Source organism: uncultured Paraglaciecola sp., from assembly GCF_943787955.1.
GTDB lineage: Bacteria > Pseudomonadota > Gammaproteobacteria > Enterobacterales > Alteromonadaceae > Paraglaciecola.
On the sequence record NZ_CALSOK010000002.1, the window covers coordinates 451,018 to 472,280 of the forward strand.

General features: G+C 39.4%; 18 protein-coding genes. 16 read left to right on the forward strand and 2 right to left on the reverse strand.

The genetic code is table 11. The features are described from left to right. The first annotated feature begins 99 nt into the window (after positions 1-99). The 4 genes from Q0Y52_RS02695 (at position 100) to Q0Y52_RS02710 (ending at position 5,527) form a co-directional block, all read left to right on the forward strand. Positions 100-453 carry a PH domain-containing protein gene (locus tag Q0Y52_RS02695; RefSeq protein ID WP_297817623.1) on the forward strand — a complete coding sequence of 118 codons (354 nt, stop codon included), beginning with the start codon at positions 100-102 and terminating at the stop codon, positions 451-453. Positions 454-1,161: 708 nt separating this feature from the next. Then, positions 1,162-2,055, forward strand: a complete 894-nt coding sequence (locus tag Q0Y52_RS02700; RefSeq protein WP_297817626.1) for a PEP-CTERM sorting domain-containing protein — start codon at positions 1,162-1,164, stop codon at positions 2,053-2,055. 870 nt (positions 2,056-2,925) lie between these two features. After that, on the forward strand, positions 2,926-4,407 hold the full coding sequence (locus Q0Y52_RS02705) for an MBOAT family protein (protein WP_297817629.1): 1,482 nt from the start codon (positions 2,926-2,928) through the stop codon (positions 4,405-4,407). A gap of 13 nt (positions 4,408-4,420) precedes the next feature. Next, a complete protein-coding gene (locus tag Q0Y52_RS02710) occupies positions 4,421-5,527 on the forward strand; it encodes a hypothetical protein (protein ID WP_297817632.1) in 1,107 nt (368 codons plus the stop codon). 267 nt (positions 5,528-5,794) lie between these two features. Here Q0Y52_RS02710 and Q0Y52_RS02715 read toward each other — a convergent pair whose 3' ends face one another. After that, positions 5,795-8,020 carry a S9 family peptidase gene (locus Q0Y52_RS02715; RefSeq protein WP_297817635.1) on the reverse strand — a complete coding sequence of 742 codons (2,226 nt, stop codon included), beginning with the start codon at positions 8,018-8,020 and terminating at the stop codon, positions 5,795-5,797. A 125-nt stretch (positions 8,021-8,145) separates the two neighbouring features. Here Q0Y52_RS02715 and Q0Y52_RS02720 point away from each other — a divergent pair, with 125 nt between their 5' ends. From Q0Y52_RS02720 to Q0Y52_RS02730, 3 genes are all read left to right on the forward strand, one after another. Continuing rightward, positions 8,146-8,778 (forward strand): NAD(P)H-binding protein, encoded by a 633-nt coding sequence (locus Q0Y52_RS02720; RefSeq protein WP_297817639.1) that lies wholly within the window; start codon positions 8,146-8,148, stop codon positions 8,776-8,778. Between the two features lies 1 nt (position 8,779). Beyond that, positions 8,780-9,493: a methyltransferase gene (locus Q0Y52_RS02725; RefSeq protein ID WP_297817642.1), complete on the forward strand. Its 714-nt coding sequence runs from the start codon at positions 8,780-8,782 to the stop codon at positions 9,491-9,493. A 74-nt stretch (positions 9,494-9,567) separates the two neighbouring features. After that, positions 9,568-9,945, forward strand: coding sequence for a hypothetical protein (locus tag Q0Y52_RS02730; RefSeq protein ID WP_297817645.1), 378 nt, complete (start codon positions 9,568-9,570; stop codon positions 9,943-9,945). 56 nt (positions 9,946-10,001) lie between these two features. On the opposite strand, the gene queG is transcribed toward Q0Y52_RS02730, so the two are convergent. Then, on the reverse strand, positions 10,002-11,147 hold the full coding sequence (gene queG / locus Q0Y52_RS02735) for a tRNA epoxyqueuosine(34) reductase QueG (protein WP_297817649.1): 1,146 nt from the start codon (positions 11,145-11,147) through the stop codon (positions 10,002-10,004). Here queG and Q0Y52_RS02740 point away from each other — a divergent pair. The 9 genes from Q0Y52_RS02740 to hflC all read left to right on the forward strand — a co-directional run bounded on the left by Q0Y52_RS02740 (position 11,141) and on the right by hflC (position 21,092). Next, positions 11,141-12,694 carry an NAD(P)H-hydrate dehydratase gene (locus tag Q0Y52_RS02740; RefSeq protein WP_297817651.1) on the forward strand — a complete coding sequence of 518 codons (1,554 nt, stop codon included), beginning with the start codon at positions 11,141-11,143 and terminating at the stop codon, positions 12,692-12,694. The genes queG and Q0Y52_RS02740 overlap by 7 nt on opposite strands. Then, entirely contained in the window at positions 12,691-13,182 is a 492-nt protein-coding gene (gene tsaE, locus Q0Y52_RS02745; RefSeq protein ID WP_297817654.1) for a tRNA (adenosine(37)-N6)-threonylcarbamoyltransferase complex ATPase subunit type 1 TsaE, read from the forward strand. Before Q0Y52_RS02740 ends, tsaE begins: the two co-directional genes overlap by 4 nt. Positions 13,183-13,192: 10 nt before the next feature. After that, a complete protein-coding gene (locus tag Q0Y52_RS02750; RefSeq protein ID WP_297817657.1) occupies positions 13,193-14,527 on the forward strand; it encodes an N-acetylmuramoyl-L-alanine amidase in 1,335 nt (444 codons plus the stop codon). Between the two features lie 35 nt (positions 14,528-14,562). Beyond that, positions 14,563-16,377, forward strand: coding sequence for a DNA mismatch repair endonuclease MutL (gene mutL, locus Q0Y52_RS02755; RefSeq protein ID WP_297817660.1), 1,815 nt, complete (start codon positions 14,563-14,565; stop codon positions 16,375-16,377). After that, a complete protein-coding gene (gene miaA / locus Q0Y52_RS02760) occupies positions 16,370-17,356 on the forward strand; it encodes a tRNA (adenosine(37)-N6)-dimethylallyltransferase MiaA (protein ID WP_297817663.1) in 987 nt (328 codons plus the stop codon). The genes mutL and miaA overlap by 8 nt, the downstream gene beginning before the upstream one ends. 53 nt (positions 17,357-17,409) lie before the next feature. Further along, on the forward strand, positions 17,410-17,655 hold the full coding sequence (gene hfq, locus Q0Y52_RS02765; RefSeq protein ID WP_297817666.1) for an RNA chaperone Hfq: 246 nt from the start codon (positions 17,410-17,412) through the stop codon (positions 17,653-17,655). Positions 17,656-17,675: 20 nt separating this feature from the next. Beyond that, positions 17,676-18,962, forward strand: a complete 1,287-nt coding sequence (gene hflX / locus Q0Y52_RS02770; RefSeq protein WP_297817669.1) for a ribosome rescue GTPase HflX — start codon at positions 17,676-17,678, stop codon at positions 18,960-18,962. A gap of 93 nt (positions 18,963-19,055) precedes the next feature. After that, positions 19,056-20,207: an FtsH protease activity modulator HflK gene (gene hflK, locus Q0Y52_RS02775; protein ID WP_297817672.1), complete on the forward strand. Its 1,152-nt coding sequence runs from the start codon at positions 19,056-19,058 to the stop codon at positions 20,205-20,207. Positions 20,208-20,210: 3 nt separating this feature from the next. Beyond that, entirely contained in the window at positions 20,211-21,092 is an 882-nt protein-coding gene (gene hflC / locus Q0Y52_RS02780) for a protease modulator HflC (RefSeq protein WP_297817675.1), read from the forward strand. The last annotated feature ends 171 nt before the right edge of the window (positions 21,093-21,263 follow it).

Here is a 21,263-nt window from a genome sequence, read left to right on the forward strand (position 1 = left end):
ATCACCATCATTAAAATATTGCAAGATCTTAGCCTTTAGTTGCTATTTTCGCACCAACAATTATGCTGATTATTCACTAAATGTTTTGAGGAAGTAAGAATGGGACTACTTGATGCTTTACTCGGCAACGCATCTGAAATTGATATCAGTGAAGTGGCAGACGAATTATCACCCATTATTGGCGACACTGAAAGTATTCAGCAAGTCTTTAAAGTTGTACGAGATATGTATGTATTCACTAACAAACGCCTTATTCTGATTGATAAACAAGGAATAACTGGCCGCAAAGTCGACTATCATTCCATCCCCTATCGCGCCATTACCCAATTTAAAATCGAAACAGCCGGACACTTTGATTTAGACGCAGAACTCAAAATCTGGATATCTGGGCAAGACAATCCAATAGGAAAAGAGTTAAAGAAGCATGCCGTTGTAGGCATTCAAAAACCTTAGCGCCGCATATGTTTGCTTATAAACAGTGGCTAGTAAATAGACATTAGCTAAAAGCAAAAGATGAAAGTTTCTCACCACGCAGAGCAACGAGTAAACATAGAAGAGAAAATTCCGGCTTCGCTGAAACTATTAATTCTGGTCAATGGCCCAAAATTAAACCTGACGGGCGGGAATGAGCAATCACTGGACAGTCAGCACTTTCACGTTATAGGGCACTGTCAGGTTTTTTTACACAATATTGACTCATGGATATTTCGTCGAAAATTGTCGCTTTATCACTGATTTAGTTAATCAATATCAAATTTTAGACAGTTATCATGCACTATCTGGCTCCTTCGAGCGAGCAGCGAAGATATGCCTAGACAGCTTTATATAAGAAGACCACACCGAGTCAGCGATCTGTCAATCAATACCTTTTTAAGTGTTCTAGCCTCTTTATTTATTGCTGCCGTTATATATCGGCACCTAATTGTTTTGTTTAACCCTTACCACAATGACGATATACATAGTTTCACTATGGGTGGATTGTGTCAGATTATTTTACATTTACAACACCATGATTTTCCATAGTTTTCATTAAATTATTGAATATAATCATATTTTATTTTTCGGCATTCTACTTGCTTAAATACATTTGAGTATAGTCAGTTAATGCACGCCCTTAGTATGGGATTAAAATTATAAATGGATAAATGGATAAATGGATAAATGGATAAATTAATGTTGCATGGGTTTTTAAAGGTAGTCATTTCTAGTGTTATTTTATTGGCAAGCGGTTTTGCAAATATTGCTTCAGCTTCTTTGATCGAGACAGCGCTGTCTGAAACCACGTACGATTGGAGCGCCAGTTGTTATGATTGTAGTCTTGTTAAAGATTATAGGGGACATCAACCTGACGACACTGATTGGACAACAGTAACCGGAAGTATAACTTTATCGAATTACACAATTGGAGATTTTTTCGACATGAAAGCGCTTGTTGGATTTACTTATGACGGGCCATCTAATCACGTTGTTCCGTTAAATCTAACGCATAAAAGCTGTATGGATGGCACTTGCCTAGCCAATGTTTCCGGTAAGTTATTCCATAATAACAATTTTTTTATCGAACTGACGTATGCACAGTTTACCGATAGAGAAGCCACATTATTAACATCACGTCAGAGTAGAATAGAAGCGTTACGGCAACCAACATATATTGAACTTATTTCGATTAGTGATGGCATTGAACTTGTCTTAAAAAAGTGTGAGAAGTATGCAGATAGAGATAAGTATAATATCTGTGAAAAATTTCAAAATAATAAAATAGATAACATAAATGAAAAAAGACAAATAAAAAACCAAGATAAGTTAAAAAAATATGATAGAAAATTAAACAAAATCATTGATAAATATGATAGATATTTTAATAAAAAAGCAAAAGACCCTATGAACGTGTTTTTCAATAATGTCGATGGCGAGTGGAGTATTGGAGGCGAGAACATGCCATGGGATTTTGGAACGTCAGCAAAATTATCGACCGTTAGCGAACCCAGTGCCCTCGTTATTTTTGCATTAGGCTTAATAGGTTTAAGTTTTCGTCGATTCAAGAAACAATCTTAATTTTGTTTCACTATCGAAATTAATTATCGATGACGGTATGCCTGAAAAAACTCATGAAAGTCAATAATCTCGGCACCTGATTAATAAGTGAGTAGCATCAAAAGGAATCTGCCAATTAAGCAGGTGTTTTTTGACTCATAAAGCTGACGTATTTTATTGACCGCGTTAGTTATCGTTTTATCCAGCGCGTACTCTACCTTTAATTGATTCTATTGTTGATTGACTCTCCTCACTGCCATGCGCAATTACCAGCAAGTTTTGGCTAATACAATGACTCGTCCATAAACCGGCTCTAAAAATAACTAAAGCCACCATCCATCTGCTAATCCAATCCATCTAAGTAATACGCGGCGATAACCGGTTATAAGTTACAGCCTCTGTAAATGCGATAGGGTATAGACTTAACCTACCGCCCCTTTCAACCTTCACTTCAAAATTCAATAACAGGCACAAGATAAAGGGGGTCAGTAATATTCAAAACCGGTTTGCATAATAGTGGGAGGCGCTTGTCTTGAATTCTGAGATACGTGCAAACAGTTGATTAATAATCGAAAAATAGCCAACTTTCACTCCCTTAAGAATATAAAATAGATGCCAATATGGAAAATATAAGACATCATGTACTTTGATTTTAGGAAAAATGACGGTTTATTTTATATGTTCTCATACTTGTGCATTTTAATTGAGCCTCGCTTGATGCGATATCTGTATATGCTGCAAGTGGGGTGTTAATGTATATTGTATTGATTCATTTTTTAACTTGAGAGTTAGTATTTCTTATTATTTAGTTGTGTTTTTGATTTAATTAAAATTTATTTTTTTGTGTATTGTTAAGAAACATTTTATTAAATTAAATCCTGAAGGGATGTTGTGTTATTTAATTCTATAGAATTTATTTTTTTATTTTTACCAGTTGCAGCGATCGTCTACTGGCTTTTATTAAAGGCGGAACTTCCAAAGCTAGCCAAGGTTTGGCTTGTTGCAAGTTCGCTTTTTTTTTATGGTTGGTGGAAGGCTGCTTATTTGATTTTATTGATTATCTCCATACTGATAAACTTTGCGTGTGGTTCGGCGATAATTGCAAGTCGGGGTGAAAAGCAAAAAAAGAGCTTAATGATCCTTGGAATAACGTTTAATTTAGTATTGCTTGGCTATTTTAAATATTCACATTTTTTGGTCGAAAATTTCAATAAATTTTCCACCAGCGAGTTTGGTCCTTTGGATGTGATCTTGCCTCTAGCAATAAGTTTTTTTACATTTCAACAAGTCGCATACTTATCTGATTGTCGCTCTGACCACGACAGTAAGTACAATCTTTTGGATTATTTTCTTTTTGTCTCATTTTTCCCCCAATTAATTGCAGGACCAATAGTTCATCACAAAGAAATGATACCGCAGTTTGCCATGTCCAATAGTAACTCAATGATCCCTAATAATATTGAAAAGGGGCTTTTTATTTTTGCTATTGGTTTATTCAAAAAAGTGGTTATAGCAGATACTTTCGCAATTTGGGCTACTGCGGGATTCTCATTCACAACACAATTATCTTTCTTAGACGCTTGGTTGACTAGTTTAAGTTATACATTTCAGCTTTATTATGATTTCTCTGGTTACACGGATATGGCGATTGGAGCTGCTCTTTTATTCAATATAAAACTTCCTATGAATTTTAATTCACCTTACAAGGCTAAAAATATTCAAGACTTTTGGCATCGTTGGCATATGACATTGTCTCGTTGGCTCCGTGATTATGTCTATATTCCACTTGGTGGGAACCGCTCTGGTAGTTGCAACACTTTCGTGAATCTATTTGTAACATTCCTCTTAGGGGGAATCTGGCATGGTGCTGGATGGACATTTATTATCTGGGGAGCCCTGCACGGATTTGCTGTTTTGGTTCACAGAGTGTGGCGAAATATTGGGATGGAAATGAATAATATTTGCGGCTGGATAATTACCTTTATGTTCGTTAACTTCTCTTGGGTATTTTTTAGGGCTGAAACAATAAATGAGGCCATTATGGTTGCTAGTGGAATGTTAGGTCTTAATGGTTTTGAATTATCAGAAAATTTTCATAGTATTTTTGTTTATATTTTAGATATCACCCCAAATAAACTCCCATCTATTCAAGAACAATTTGTATCATCTTCTGTAACGGTTTTATTTGTTCTTATTTTTGGAGCTATTGCTTTGTTTTGCAAAAACTCTATGGAAATTTCGGGCTTCAATTCAGACACTGTTCAAAAGCTCACTTTTGCCAAAGGATTTGCGACTATTATCTTAGCTTTTGCAGCATTATTTGTGAGCATGGGTGACTCAGTACCAAGTGAATTTTTATATTTCAACTTTTAAGAGCAATGTGTGAATGAAAAATCGATATTTTGCAGGTCTGTTATTAACCTTTGTCGGATTATCCATTACTCTAGCATTGTTTATATTTCCAAAGAAAAGCACTATTTATCCACATTGGATACCTGTAAAGTTTGAATGGCTTAAAGCAAAGAGAACCTTATCAAACCAATCGCGAATACTTATCCTTGCAGGCTCCAATGGGCAATTCGGAATAGATAGCAATGAATTAAGTATACTGACAGGCAAGAAAATATTAAATCTATCTTCTCATGCAGGTCTTGATTTGGGCTTTTATCGTTCAATATTAAAAAAATACCTTGTAAAAGATGACTTTGTTGTTATGCCGTTAGAGTTTAATCATTATTACCGACAGAAACTCACATCTGTACATACCGAAAGTATGTCAAACTGGGGTATGGCTTTTTTAGATACTTCAGCAAAAATTGACCTCGCGAAGGCTATAAATTTTAAAGAATTATTTACTGGACGACTTCAATATTGGGTTAAAAACGGGGTTTCTCTGGAAGAAGTCCGCAATAAAATTGCCAACAATAATTTTTCTCCAGGGCTCGGTTACAATTGGCAGGCGTTGACATCAAATGGCGAATTTATACATGATTTGAAGACTAAAGGTAAAGCTTTGAGCGATAGTTTTTATGGGCCCAGGGGAAATAGAATGCCCTTGTCACAGCGATTTATTGAGCAAATGTATCTCATTCAAAATTATGTCGAGGAAATTGGAGCGCAATTAATATTGACATATCCTACTACTATGAGAAACCCAAAATTTGATCTACAAAAAAAAGAAGATCAGAACCGTATCAATGACTTTAGTAAGCTTCTAAGTGCCAATGGGTTTTCATTACATTGCGATCCAGCATTATTCCACTTTAACAGAGAGTTTTTTTTCAATACGGTTTACCACTTAAACAAACAAGGCGTCATAATGAGAACTACAAATTTGAGTAAATGTATTAAAAACGTCATAGATGGTAAAAGCGATAAGATTAAAATTTCTGAAACATATGCTCGCGTCAGTGAGCAGCAACGAAAATTAAACGAATCACGGGACGTGTCATCAACCGATATTTACGTTGAGAAAAAGACTTATATAGAATAATTAAAGCACTTTACAAATATCAAGCCAAATACGGTACTTTGCCGATTAGCGAATAAGGAGGTCGTAGGCCATTAATTTTAAACCATAAATTTTTGCGGCGCAGCTATAACCGCTAATGGCATAAACATTAAAGCCAGTCATTCCTGGCTCTTAAACCCAATAAAAAATGTCTTTTCCACCTGCTTTTCCTCCGTATTTTCTTCGTTCTTTGTGGTTCAACTTCATTCCGTCTGTTACTAGTGACTAGCTACTAACATCTGCACCCTTCTACATCCCGAAGTGTTTATCGAAGAAATTGGTAATGGTTTTATACAAGTGAATACCCGTATTTTTACCTCGTATGCTATGTTTTTTGCCCGGATAATCCATGCTCTCGAATGGGATAGCTAAGTCTTGCAGGTGTTTATATAACTTAGTACTGTTAGTAAACAATACGTTATCGTCAGCCATACCATGATAAATCAGCAGGTCGCCTTTAAGATCTTTTGCATAAGGGAAGACTGAAGCGGCTTTGTAAGCTTCAACATCTACTTTAGGGTGACCCATAAATCGCTCAGTATAATGTGTGTCATACAATCCCCAATCGGTGACAGGTGCACCTGACACACCTGCTTGAAAATAATCACCGGCTTTGAACATCGCCATTAAGGTCATATAACCGCCATAACTGTGGCCATAGACACCAATGCGTGTTTCGTCCACATAGGGTAGCGTGCGTAAAAACTTTACACCTTCAACTTGATCGTCCAGCTCAACACTGCCCATCTTTTTGTATAATGGGTCTTCAAAAGCTTTGCCTCTACCTTTTGAACCTCGGTTATCGAGACTAAATACCACATAACCTTTACTTGCCCAGTACTGCATAAGTAAGCCACGATTGCCCCCCCAACTGTCTTTGACCACTTGTACGCCAGGACCGCCATACTGATAAACAATCACAGGATGTTTACCCTTTAGACTGTGTGGTGTGTACAAGCGATAATAGAGTTCGGTGCCATCAGCTAAGTTAAAACTAGCGATAGTCGGCTTGACCCAGTTAGCCAGATAGGGCTTGAGAGGATGATTATCGTCCACGGCATTTTCACTTAACCAAGTTAACTGCTCACCTGTGGACTTGTGCAAACTGACTTGTTGAGGTGTGTTGGTAGTAGAAAAATTATCAATATACACGCTGGCATCATCACTGAAAGAAATTTTATGAAAACCACTGCGTTGGGTTATTTTAGTGACTGAACCACCAGCTAAACCAACCTTGTACAATTGGCTTTGTGTGGGAGTATCTGCACGACCCGAAAAGTAAACCAAATCATTTTTCTGGTCGATAGCCTCTACCTGATCCACTACCCACTTTCCTTTTGTGAGCTGACGAACTAACTCACCATTGTTTTTGTATAAGTACAGATGTTTGGAGCCATCTTTTTCTGATGCCCAAATGAAGTGCTGATTGTCATCTAAAAAATGTAAATCTTCATGTAAGTTAACCCACGTATTACTGTTTTCTTCAACAAGAGTGTTTTGGCTATTATTCGATAGATTAAATGCCTTGAGCGCTAAATACTGCTGGCTGCGATCTTGTATTTGATAGGTCAATACTGAACTATCCTTCATCCACCTCACTCTGGCCAAATAAATATCTTGCTCGTCACCCAAATCTACCCATTGTTTTTGTTTAGTTGATACGTCAATAACCGCTAGCTTTATGAGCACATTGTTGGTGCCAGCACTGGGATAACGTTGGGTGACCATTTTTATAGAATCGGCGTAAATTTCGCTACGCGTGATTTGTTCAACAGGTGACTCATCAACTTGAGTAAAGGCAATATGTTTTTCGTCTGGCGACCACCAATAGCCTGTCATTCGCCCCATTTCTTCTTGAGCAACAAATTCAGCCATGGCGTTTTTAATTAAACCTTGTCCATCATTGGTTAAGCGTGTTTCTTTACCACTTATTATATGTTTGATGTACAAGTCTTGGTCGCGAACATATGATACAAAATTACCTTTGGGTGACAATTTAACATCGGTTTCAAATTCTGTTGTTTGAATGACTTGTTCAGCTTTTTTATCACCTAAACGGTAATAATAGGCGTCACCTGACAAGGGAAATAACAACGCTTTACCATCATTTGACCACTGGTAACTAACAATACCAGATCCACTTAAGCGCATACGTTCACGTCTAGCTTTTTCTTCATTAGACAAAGTTTCTAGTCCAGTGCTCAAATCGTCTGAATCAAATAACAGCTGAGTTTGGCCACTTACTATGTCGTATTCCCAAAGGTCTAATCGTTCATAATCGGTTTTTTTACCTTGTAAAAACGTTACACGCTTTCCATCAGGAGACACCTGTAATTTTTTTTGTGCTGCCCCCTGGAGGCTTGGAGATTGAAAAATACGTTCAATACCCAGTACTGATTCAGGGTGATTGTTGCCTGCTACATTTGCAGTCCATAAAGCCAAACTACTGACTAAAAGCCCGGTGAGCTTATTCATTCTAATTGTTCCCATTACTGTTTGTTCTGATCTTTATTGGATAAGATACATTATTCTTTTAGGGGTAATTCCCTCTAACCGTATTGTAGGGGTTTCTTACCTGCAGGTAAAATTACAGGTTATACATGTTAAAAACGGCTTTAGTGTTAGGTGCGACAGGTTTAGTGGGAAAGACATTGGTTGAGCAACTTTGCCAAGACCATCGATATCAAACAGTTACGTGTTTGGTTCGTAAACCCCTTTCTTTAGATTTTTTTTGTGCTAGTGCAGATAGTGCAGATAAAGTACAACCCATAGTGGTTGATTTCGACAACTTACAGGATTACCAAGGCTACTTTGGTTGCCCGCATATTTACGTGTGTTTAGGCACAACAATCAAAAAAGCAGGCAGCAAGGGAGCATTTCGAAAAGTAGACTTTGAGTATGTGCATGTCGCAGCCCAACTTGCCAGAGCACAACGTGCCGTTAGCTTTGTTTGGATTTCTTCAGTAGGCGCTAACGCTAAAAGTCATAACTTTTACTTACGGGTAAAAGGTGAATTAGAGAATGCTATTATTGGTATGTCAGGTTTGGATAATGCTTGTGCCGTCAGGCCATCGTTATTATTGGGAGAGCGAGAGGAAATGCGCCCTGCCGAGAAACTTGCCAGTGTGATCAGCCCATTCTTGTCACCACTGTTGGTAGGCGGATTAATGAAATACAAACCCGTTCAGGCTGCCGATGTGGCGGCTCAGATGATCCGTTTACAAGTGTTCTAAAGTGGGATTTAGGTTTAAAAAATTCACTATCGAACACGATGCCTGTGCTATGAAAGTAGGGACTGACAGCATTTTGTTAGGCAGTTGGGTGCAAACTAATAGCGCCCAGCATATTCTAGATATTGGTACTGGTAGTGGACTGCTAGCCATTATGTTAGCTCAAAAATCGCAACATACCTGTTTGATTGATGGGATAGATATCGACCTTGCCGCAATTGAACAGGCTAAAAACAATGGGAAAAATTGCCCATGGGCAGTGCGGCTGTCTTTTCAGAATACAAGCCTACAACAATTTCCAATGGGTACCCTTTATGACTTAATTGTTAGCAACCCTCCTTACTTTGCGATTAATGTCAGCGCAAATAAAGTTCACTCAATAAAAAATCGTCTCCATGCTCGGCAAACGATTGAGTTAGATCACCCAACACTATTACAAAAAGTAACAGAACACTTATCTGCTAGCGGCAAATTTTGCTGTGTATTGCCATCGGATGTCGCTAAGGTGTTCTTGGCAGATGCTGAAACACTAGGGTTGCATTGTTTGCGGGAACTTCAGGTGCAGCCAAAACACCAAACACATGTGACGCGAATTTTATTAGAATTTAGTCGTACAAAAAAAACTAAAATCTCTCATAAACTAAGTATTTATGATCATCTAGGTCGCTATTCCGAGGAATATATTGACCTTTGCAAAGATTATTACTTAAATTTTTGATCACTTTTGCACTTCTCTTCTATCATTTAATCAATAGAGTGTTAATAATTGATAGCTAATCTCAGGGAGAAATGATGAAAACATTTGAATTACCCAAATCAATATCTTCACTGGCTGAGAAACTGCAAGTAGTCGAAATGGTCTGGCATGGGGTGCCAGTTCAAATTCCCAAATTTGCTGTATATGCCATTATAGAACAACCGATATTTGATAAAGTTGTATTTAAAAACGACAGACAAATAGGTCTTTTATATCTGGGGCGATACAAAATACCCGTTTTAGATCCCTTTCAAGGAGATATTGATTGTCGCCCAAACTTTGCACTGATCATCAGTCATAGCCGTGGTAACCGTTTTGGCTTGTATGGTTATCCTGCGGATCATATTGCGTCAAACATGCAGCTTTTTTCATCTCATGGGGCGGTGCGCAGAATTGTTAAAGGTTATGTTTAGAGGCAACTGAGATAATATTCCACTTTATTGAGGTACACCGAATTAAGCATCCCGAACTAAGCGTCCCTAACCAACCCTTTTTCGATGCTACGAACTAACCTTTGGGTTAAGCGGCTGTCGTTATTTCCATCCTTCATTGCTTTGTTTTGGTGTTGCACCAAGGCCCATTGAATATGTTCTTTGACTAAATCTGTTGCGTGTTTCAAGGCGGCTTGCAATGTGCTAACGATCTGAATCGAATAAGGTGCATTCCCTAAGCCCACCGCTAAATTACGTTGCCAACGCTCAAAACCAATACGCCGGATAGCAGAACCTTCGGTATTTTTCAAAAAGGTGGGTTCATCCCAAGCAAACAAGTCGATAAGTTCTCGGCTCATCAGTTTTTGCCTAGGATGGAAATCAGCCTCATCTGTAATAGTGGCGTAGCGGTTCCACGGGCAAATAAGTTGACAGTCATCACAACCATAGACACGGTTACCAATTAAACTCCGATATTGCTCAGGAATAGCACCTTTTTGTTCTATAGTCAGATATGAAATACAGCGCCTAGCGTCAACAACATAAGGTTCTACTATTGCTTGAGTGGGGCAAATAGTCATGCAAGCGGAACAATTACCGCAGTTTTCCTCTACCGCCTTATCCACAGGTAAGGGAATATCCACAAACAGCTCACCTAAAAAAAACCAAGAACCGGCTTCATTGTTGATAGTGAGTGAATGCTTACCTGTCCAACCGATACCGGCTTTTTCGGCAAGTGCGTGTTCGAGAACTGGGGCTGAATCAACAAAAGGTCTGAAATTTAATTCTTTACATTCTGTTTTGATTTTTTCGCCCAGTTTTTTCAAACGAACACGTAACAACTTGTGATAGTCGCGGCCCAGAGCATATCGGCTAATATAAGCTTGATGTTTATTTTTTAAGGTATGAGCAAATTTTGCATTGGGGGGCAGATAATCCATTCTGACACTGATAACGCGCATCGTACCGGGCATCAACTCAGCGGGTCTAGCCCTTTTCATACCGTACTCTAGCATATAGTTCATTTCGCCAGCATAGCCTTTTTCCAGCCACGATTGCAGGTGAGATTCATGCTGTTGTAGATCAACATCACAAATACCCACTTGCTGAAAACCTAGCACTTTACCCCAAGCCTTGATATTTTCAGCTAATAATAACAATTCAGAAGTGTTTAAAGATGACATTGACAAACCTGTTAACCCAGCAAGCGGTTGCAATTCTAGCACATAAAATTGTGCGTTCAGAACAAGTCAGAACAATAGAGCCCAAGGCAGCCCAGATCGCTGGGTGTACTATGTTTGAATTGATGCAACGAGCAGGCGAAGCTGCGTTTAACGTGTTAAAACGAGAATGGCCTGAAGTACAAAGTATTATAGTGGTTGCTGGTAACGGTAATAATGCGGGTGATGGTTATATATTGGCTAAACTTGCCAAACAGCAAGGTATCAATGTTGTCATTACTTGTGAGCAGCCTAAAAGAGAATTAATCGGTGATGCCAAACAAGCCCAACTTGAGTGGCTAAAACTGGGGGCTAAAACACTGCAGTTTTCTGAAGTGGATTTTACTGAATTTGATGTATTGGTAGATGCATTATTAGGCACGGGGGTAACGGGCGAAGTCAAATCGGCCTTTCAAGATGTTATCCAACAAATAAATCAAACCGATATTCCAGTACTCAGTATTGATTTACCATCTGGAATGCAGGCTAACACAGGGCAAGCTCTACCTGTTTGTATCAAAGCGAATGTGACTGTCACTTTTGTTGCCACCAAGCCAGGATTAGTGAGCGGTATTGGAAAAGCATTTTGTGGGAAACTCACTTTTGCTGATTTAAAAATTGGTGCAGAATTTTTTGGTATCACCCACAGTGAAGCACAGTTAGTCGACTGGTCTATGTTGCAACGGCTGCAAGCTAGACCTGAGCATAGCAATAAGGGCTCTTTTGGAAAATTATTGTGTATAGGAGGTAACCAAGGTATGGCAGGGGCAATTCGACTCAGTGCCGAGTCAGCTTTGCGCTGTGGCGTAGGTTTAGTGAAAGTCTATTGTCATGAGTCAAGTAGCATCGGTATCTCTGCTGGTCGTCCAGAAATAATGCTGATGCACAAAAACCTTGAGACAGCCCTAGATTGGTGTAGCTGCATAGTTATAGGGCCTGGATTAGGCCAAGATGATTGGGCTCATCAGCAATTCTCCCGTTTATTTGAATACCTAAAACACCATCCAAAGCCATTGGTGATTGATGCTGACGGTTTAAATTTGTTAGCCTCTGTGGCAGATGATTCAAACATACAGAATACTTTGGCAGGTTTACCCTCACTAGTAATAACACCTCATCCAGGTGAAGCGAGTCAATTATTGAACTGCACAATTGCTAAAATTGAAAACGATAGATACTTGGCTAGCCAAAATATTGCTCAAAAATATCAGTCTACTTGCGTTCTAAAAGGTGCGGGCACTGTTATTCAAATGGATGGATCACATCAAGAGCCTCAATGCTTTGTATGCAAAGGGGGTAATCCAGGTATGGCAACAGCAGGTATGGGCGACTTACTCACCGGTGTTATTGGCGCTTTTTTGGCACAAGGATTCACCTCACAAAAAGCCGCTGTATATGGTGTATGTGCTCATGCTGAAGCAGGAGATAGAGTTGCCATACAGTATGGTCAACGTGGTATGATTGCCTCTGATTTATTGCAACCTTTACGAGCTATAGTTAACGGATTATGAGTTTTTCTTTGATTACCCCCATATTTGATTTATCCCCAACCCAGTATAACTTAGCAGATGAAGTAGCCACAGTCGCTTTAGCTAGAAAACTTGCTCAGAACTGTCATCAGGGTATGGTGATATATCTTGAAGGGGATTTAGGGGCGGGTAAAACCACTTTTAGTCGAGGTTTTATTCAAGGATTAGGGCATATAGGTCATGTCAAAAGCCCTACCTATACCTTAGTTGAACCTTATGAAATAGCTGACTGGCGGGTGTTTCACTTTGACTTATATCGTTTATCTGATCCTGAAGAATTAGAATTTATGGGTATTCGCGATTATTTCGATGCTGATTGTATTTGTTTGATTGAATGGCCAGACAAAGGTGCTGGCCTCTTGGCATCTGCGGATTTACACATTAGTATTGAGTACAAACAAACGGGACGTGTCTTTACAATGCAGGCCAAATCTGCAAAAGGCTCGGATTTGCTTAAGCAATTAAACTAGAAAAATATTAATGCAAACGTTTTGGTCCAAACAACTGAATGTAATACTTACCAGTTTTTTACTGATGGCTTTTACTACAGCAAGTTTTGCTAACAATACCATCGAAGGACTGCGTATTTGGCCTTCTCCAAACACGACACGTTTAGTTTTCGATTTAGCTGATACACCTACATATACTTACTTCACATTAAAAAATCCGCAACGATTAGTGATCGATATAGAAAACACACCCAGGAATTTCGATTTTAAAAAGGTTGCGAATGAAAGCAAGCTAGTCAAAAAAGTACGCTACAGCACAGCCAAAAACCCTCAATCCGTTCGAGTAGTTATTGAGTTAAATAAAAAACTTAAAAAAAATATTTTTGCTTTACCTCCCACCGCACCCTATGGCAATAGATTAGTCATTGATCTAAACGACTCAGACTCTGCAGCACAAAAAATTGTGTTGAATTCAAAATCTACGACAGACAGGGACATCGTGATTGTTATAGACGCGGGTCACGGTGGAGAAGATCCGGGCTCAATTGGTCCAAGTGGTAGTTATGAGAAAGATGTCACTTTAGGTATAGCTAAAAGATTAGAATCTCTAATTGGCAAAGAAAAAGGTATGAAAGCGGTGATGACACGTGCCGGTGATTACTATATTTCACCGAATAAGCGGCCTCAACTTGCTAGAAAACACAAAGCAGATATGTTTGTATCAATCCACGCAGATGCTTTTACCACACCTGTTCCTAGAGGAGCGTCTGTGTGGGTTTTATCAATGAAAAGAGCGAACACTGAACTGGGTCGCTGGCTGGAGAATACCGAACGGCATTCTGAATTATTAGGCGGAGCCGCTGAAATTATTCAAGATACTGCAAATGAACGTTATTTAGCTCAAACGTTTCTCGATATGTCTATGGACCACTCTTTGACCACTAGTTATGACGTGAGTCGTGATATGCTTAAACACTTAAAGAATGTAACATCATTACATAAAGATAAGCCACAAGGGGCTAGTTTTGCGGTGTTAACCTCACCAGACATTCCGTCGATTTTAGTAGAAATGGGCTTTATCTCTAACCCTCAAGAAGAGAAGAATCTGAATTGGTCTAAGTATAGGCAGAAAATGGCTCAATCATTATTTAACGGGCTTAAACAACATTTTAAAGGTTCCCCACCGGACGGTTCTTTGTGGGCGAAATGGAAGCAAGAAAACCGCACCCATAGAGTGCGCAGTGGTGAATCATTATCTTTGCTGGCTCAGCGTTATAATGTACAAATCAGTACTCTGAAAAAAGCCAATAATCTAAATACTGATGTGGTGCGTATCGGACAAGTACTGACGATCCCCAGCACCTAACTTACTCATTTAGCATTTACACCAAGGTCATTGTTTTGCCAATTCAAATTCTTCCATCAAGATTAGCCAACCAAATTGCCGCTGGGGAAGTCGTTGAACGCCCTGCTTCTGTGGTAAAGGAAATAGTTGAAAATAGTCTTGATTCGGGGGCTAGTTCGATTGAAATTGATATTGAAAAGGGCGGGCACAAACGTATATTAATCCGTGATAACGGTAGTGGCATTCCCCATGACGAACTTGCGTTAGCCCTTAGCCGCCATGCCACTAGTAAGATAGCCAAGTTAGACGATTTAGAAGCCATTTGTAGTTTAGGGTTTCGTGGTGAAGCCTTGGCTAGTATTAGCTCAGTTGCACGCTTAAGTTTAAGCTCAAAGCCCAAAGATCAAACGCAAGCCTGGCAAGCTCACTGCGAAGGCCGTGATATGCAAGTACAACTCAATCCAGTTGCACACCCCGATGGCACTAGTGTTGATGTCGTCGATTTGTTTTTTAATACACCCGCCAGACGCAAATTTTTACGTACCGAAAAAACCGAGTTCGCACATATTGACGAAGTAGTCAGGCGCATTGCACTGAGTCGTTTTGATGTGAGCTTTAGCCTTAAACATAATGGCAAGTTACTGCGTAAATACCCAGCAGTGAAGGCACAAGACACTGAGTTAAAACGTATCGGGGCTATATGCGGCAAAGAATTTTCTGCGCAAAATATTGAATTAAATAGTCAATATCAACAATTTGAGTTAAAGGGTTGGTTGGCCCAACCAGAACAAGCCAAAACCCAAGGCGACTTTCAATATTTTTATGTAAATGGCCGTATGATGCGTGATAAGTTAATCAATCATGCGGTTCGCCAAGCGTTTGAAGGGCTTATCGATGCCGATTTATATCCAACTTATGTGCTGTATTTGACCCTTGAGCCAAACCAAGTCGATGTAAATGTTCACCCCGCCAAACATGAAGTGAGATTTCATCAAGCACGTTTAGTGCATGATTTTATATATAGAGCACTAACGGATTCGCTGAATCAATATTTTCAACAAGGACAGCAGTCAAATCCTGAAGTAAACGTATTGCCACAAGCACAGCCCAATCATGATTATATTCAACCTCTGCAAAGACCAAAATCTGAGACTGTTGACGAAAATTTGCCCAACTATACGGGAATAGGTTCTCACTCTTCTGATGTTACCGGCTTTCTGGCAAACAAAAGCATGTCTGAACACCTAGTCAACTCTTCACAAGTTATCAATCAATCTTCAAAAAACTATCAACAATTGATGACCCCAACAGCACCTGTTAATTCATTGTCCAGTTCTGTAGAACGTTCAACTATATTGACTGGGCAATGGCTCCAAGTAACAGATAAGAAAATTTTGCTCAAAATAGAGCAACAATTTTATTTACTCGAGACAAGGGCATTACATCTTAGCGTGATATCAAAACTCTACTCAGAAGCGATGCCAGTTAGCCAACCTTTATTGATGCCTATCTCGATAAAAGCCACAACTGATTTACTGACGCAAGCCAAAATACTCTATCAGCCACTTTTGGAAAACAGCGTAGAAATTGGCTGGACACCCAATCGGATTATTTTACGTAAAGTACCTGCAGGGTTAAGACAGTTTCGATGGGTCGAGTATCTAGAGGATATTTTGAGATGTATAGAAACAGACAATAAAAAAGTACGTGAACACTTGTTAGCTAGTATAGTTTCAAGTGAAGAAATATCTCTTAGTCAAGTGCAAGAATTGTGGCAACAATTTGTTCTTTCATCTGATAACTTAGAACATGATATTGCTCTGATAGGTAAACAAGTGCATTTAGATGATTGGCTCAATGCAAATGCATGAACATAAGATCATAGGCCCCGCCCCTAATTCTTTGCCACCTGCGTTATTTTTGATGGGACCTACCGCGTCTGGAAAAACAGGCCTAGCAATTGAGCTTTGCGAAAACCTGCCGTGTGAAATAATAAGTGTTGATTCTGCATTGATCTATCGTGACATGGATATAGGTACGGCTAAACCTAGTGCAGCTGAATTAATAAAAGCCCCTCACAAATTAATCAATATTTTAGACCCTTCACAACGTTATTCAGTGGTCGAATTTCGTAAAGATGCTCTATTGGCCATGCAAGACATCACAGCAAGAGGAAAGATCCCACTATTAGTGGGCGGCACGATGATGTATTACAAAGCCTTGATTGACGGACTTTCACCATTACCAGAATCAGATCAAAGTGTGAGAAAGGCTATAGAAGCAAAAGCTGATGAATTAGGTTGGGATAAATTACATCAACAATTAGCCCAAATAGATCCTACTTCAGCTAAACGTATCCACCCCAATGATCCTCAACGCTTAATCAGGGCTATCGAAGTATATCAACTTACTGATCGCTCTATGACTGAGTGGATGTCAACCAAGTCTGAACCTATACCCTATAACATAAAACAATTTTGTATTGCTCCAAACGATCGCAAAGAATTACATCAACGTATAACTCAGCGTTTTCAACTAATGCTCGATACAGGGTTTCAGGCCGAAGTAGAAAAATTAAAAAATAGAGGTGATCTACATTTAAACCTAACCTCTATTAGATGTGTCGGCTATAAACAAATGTGGCAGTATCTTGATGGCGATTATGATTTTAACGAAATGTTCGAAAAGTCTGTTGCAGCCACTCGACAGCTAGCCAAAAGACAGTTAACTTGGCTAAGAGGTTGGGAAAATATTCACAAATTAGATACGTTTTCGCCAGACAACCTGATGGAAGTCATTAAACTGAGTGAGTTTCAATCCCAAGGCGGTCTATACAGCTATATGTTTTAATGTATAATCTTGCATAGATTAGAAAAATAATATTAATAAATAAAGGATTAATCATGGCTAAAGGGCAATCATTACAAGACCCCTTCCTTAATGTGCTTCGTAAAGAACGTATCCCTGTATCTATTTACTTAGTCAATGGTATTAAACTTCAAGGGCAAGTAGAGTCATTCGATCAATTTGTGATCTTACTTAAAAATACTGTAAGCCAAATGGTTTATAAACACGCAATTTCTACTGTGGTTCCATCACGCGTAATTCCGATGCCTACTTCAGGTCAAACGGAAGCAGACGAAGAGTAATATGGTTTTAGGAGAGCGGCTTGTTTGACCGTTATGAAGCAGGTGAACAGGCTGTTTTAGTACATGTTGATTTTGCTGATGAAAATAGCAAAGAAGATTTATTAGAATTACAGCTCCTTGTGTCTTCTGCTGGAGTTAATGCTATAGACATTGTCACAGGTTCTCGGCAAGCTCCACAGGCACGTTATTTTGTGGGTAGTGGCAAAGCCGATGAAATTGCTAGTGCAGTCAAAGCCCAGCAAGCTGATGTGGTAATTTTCAACCACAGTTTATCCCCCTCACAAGAACGTAATTTAGAACAATTGTGTCAATGTAGAGTCCTCGATCGCACAGGACTCATCTTAGATATTTTCGCCCAACGCGCCCGTACTCACGAAGGCAAGTTACAAGTAGAACTGGCTCAGCTTCGCCATATCAGCACTCGGTTGATTCGTGGGTGGACTCACCTAGATAAACAAAAAGGCGGCATTGGTCTTCGTGGCCCTGGTGAAAGTCAACTTGAAACTGATAGACGATTGCTCAGAGCAAGGATAAAGGCGATTCAGCGACGTCTGGATAAAGTACAAAAACAACGTGAACAGGGACGACGCTCCAGAATTCGTGCAGAAATTCCTACAGTGTCTTTGGTGGGCTATACAAACGCTGGAAAATCCACTTTATTTAACACTATGACACAATCTGCAGTGTATGCAGCAGACCAACTATTTGCCACACTTGACCCAACACTTAGAAAGATTCAGTTACAAGATGTCGGCTCAGCAATTCTTGCTGATACGGTTGGTTTTATTCGTCATCTACCCCATGATCTAATAGCTGCATTTAAGGCTACATTGCAAGAAACTCAGCAGGCAAACCTATTATTGCATGTTGTAGATTATTCTGATGAGCAGTTTCGAGATAACATTGGACAAGTAGAAGAAGTCCTTGAAGAGATAAAAGCTAACGAAATTCCACAATTGATGGTGTGTAATAAAATTGATCGAATGGATGGGGTCGAACCGAAAATAGTCAGAAACGAAACAGGTACGCCAATTCGTGTTTGGTTATCTGCTCAGCAAGGAGTGGGGATTGATTTACTGCTTAGCGCAATTACTGAATGTTTATCAAAAAACATGGTACAACATAGTTTATTGATACCTCCGCAGAAAAGTATTTTACGTGGTGTGTTTTTTGAGATGAATTGCATTGCTGCAGAAAGTTATGCCGAAAATGGTGATTGGCAAGTTAATGTTCGCATGGAACAAAGAGATTGGAACAGATTAGTGAAACGTGTAGACGTTGATTTAGAGTCATATATAGTAAAATAGAAGCAACAAGTAACAAGTAACAGATCAAAAATTTAAAAAAACTCGTAAAGGTCTACAGACCTATTTATTGAATTAACTAGTTGGAGAGACATAATGGCTTGGAATGAGCCCGGTGGAAATAATAATGATCCTTGGAAGAACAAGGGTGGTCGAGATCAAGGCCCGCCTGATTTAGACGAGGTGTTTAAAAACTTGATGAGTAAACTCGGCAAGTTCGGTGGTGATGGCGGCTCTTCGGGTGGTAAAAGCCTGGGTGGCATAGGTGTAGCTGTTATCTTTGGAATATTGGTTATTGGTTGGGTGTTTAGTGGTTTTTATACTATTCGCGAAGCCGAACGTGGAGTCGTGTTGCGTTTTGGTGAGTTTAGCCATTTTGTTGACCCCGGCTTGCAGTGGAAGCCGACTTTGATAGATGTTGTTATACCGGTAGATGTGAAGACAATCCGCTCTATGCCATCTTCGGGTTCGATGTTAACTGAAGACGAAAACGTAGTTCGTGTTGAAATGGAGGTTCAATATCGTATCCTTGAACCTTATAAATATAGCTTCGCCGTAACCAGTCCTGAAGAGAGTTTAAGTCAAGCGTTTGATAGTGCCATTCGTTATGTTGTAGGTCATTCAAAAATGGATGATATATTAACAAGCGGCCGTGAAGTAGCGAGACAAAGCGTCAGGGATGAATTAACGGGTATCATTGAATCATACGATATGGGCATAGCTGTTCTCGATATGAACTTCAAAGATGCAAGGCCACCAGAGGAAGTAAAAGAAGCTTTTGATGATGCCATTGCAGCGCAAGAAGATGAACAACGTTTTATTAACGAAGCAGAAGCTTATTCTCGAGAATTAGAGCCTCGCGCCCGTGGACAAGTCAACCGTATGGCACAAGAAGCTCAGGCTTACAAAGAGCGTGTAACGTTGGAAGCACAAGGTGCAATCGCAAGGTTTGAAGAATTATTACCACAATACATGGCTGCACCAGAAGTGACTCGTAGTCGTATTTATCTTGAAACTATGGAAGAAGTGTACGGTAATACTAGTAAGATATTGGTGGACACAGAAGGCACCGGAAACATGATGTATCTGCCCCTGGACAAAATACTAGGTAATCAATCTGGGCCCACTATCCCAGCGAATATCCGCAGTACTTTAGAAGGTTTACGTAATCAGGAAGCTGATCCACAGCCTGTCAGCAGCAACTCCAGAAACAGCCGTAGTAACGGCGTTCGTAGTGGGAGGAACTAAGCTATGAAAAATTTTATTACCTTAATAATAGTAGCCTTAGGCTTGCTTACCTTTAGTTCTTTGTTCGTAGTTGAGGAAGGTAACAAAGCCATCGTCATCCAGTTTGGTAAAGTCCAAAGAGATAGCGAAACAGGTGACACCACAGTCTTTGAACCAGGTTTACATTTTAAACTTCCTTTCTTTGACCGTGTGGTAACACTCGATGCACGTATTCAAACACTGGATGAAGCACCCGATCGATTTGTGACCTCAGAGAAAAAGGATTTGATTGTTGACTTATATGTTAAGTGGAAAATTGAAGACTTTGCTAAGTATTACCTAGCCACTGGTGGGATCAAATCTAGTGCGGAAATACTGTTACAACAAAAAGTGAATAACGGACTGCGATCTGAATTTGGTACCCGTACTATTCAACAAATTGTATCAGGTGAACGTTCTGAATTGATGGATGAAGCCATGGCACAAGCCTCCACTAGTTCAGATGAATTGGGTATAGAAATAATTGATGTGCGTGTTAAACAAATTAACTTACCACTTGAGGTTCGGAACTTTATTTTCCAACGTATGCGGACAGAGCGTGAAGCAGTTGCTAGAGAGCATCGCTCTGAAGGTAAAGAAAAAGCTGAGTTTATCAAAGCCGATATCGATGCCAAAATCACTGTTATGTTAGCTGATGCTGAACGTAACTTGCGCAAACTTCAAGGTGAAGGTGAAGCACAAGCAGCGCAGATTTATGCCGAAACTTACACAAAGGATGCTGATTTTTATAGGTTCTTACGTAGTATGGATGCTTACAGGAAGAGCTTCAGTAGCAAGCAGGACGTCTTGGTTGTCGAGCCAGACAGTGACTTCTTTCGTTACATGAAAAATCCATCTGGAAAATAACCAGATATTCCAATATCATTTGAAAGCGCCTTATGGCGCTTTTTTTTGATAAACTATTTGCTCATAGGTTGGTGATTAATTAAAACAGCAGTATTAACATCATCCATTGCAACTCAAGTCAATTTACCACACTATAAAAAATCATATTTACAACAAAGCATTCTAGGTATT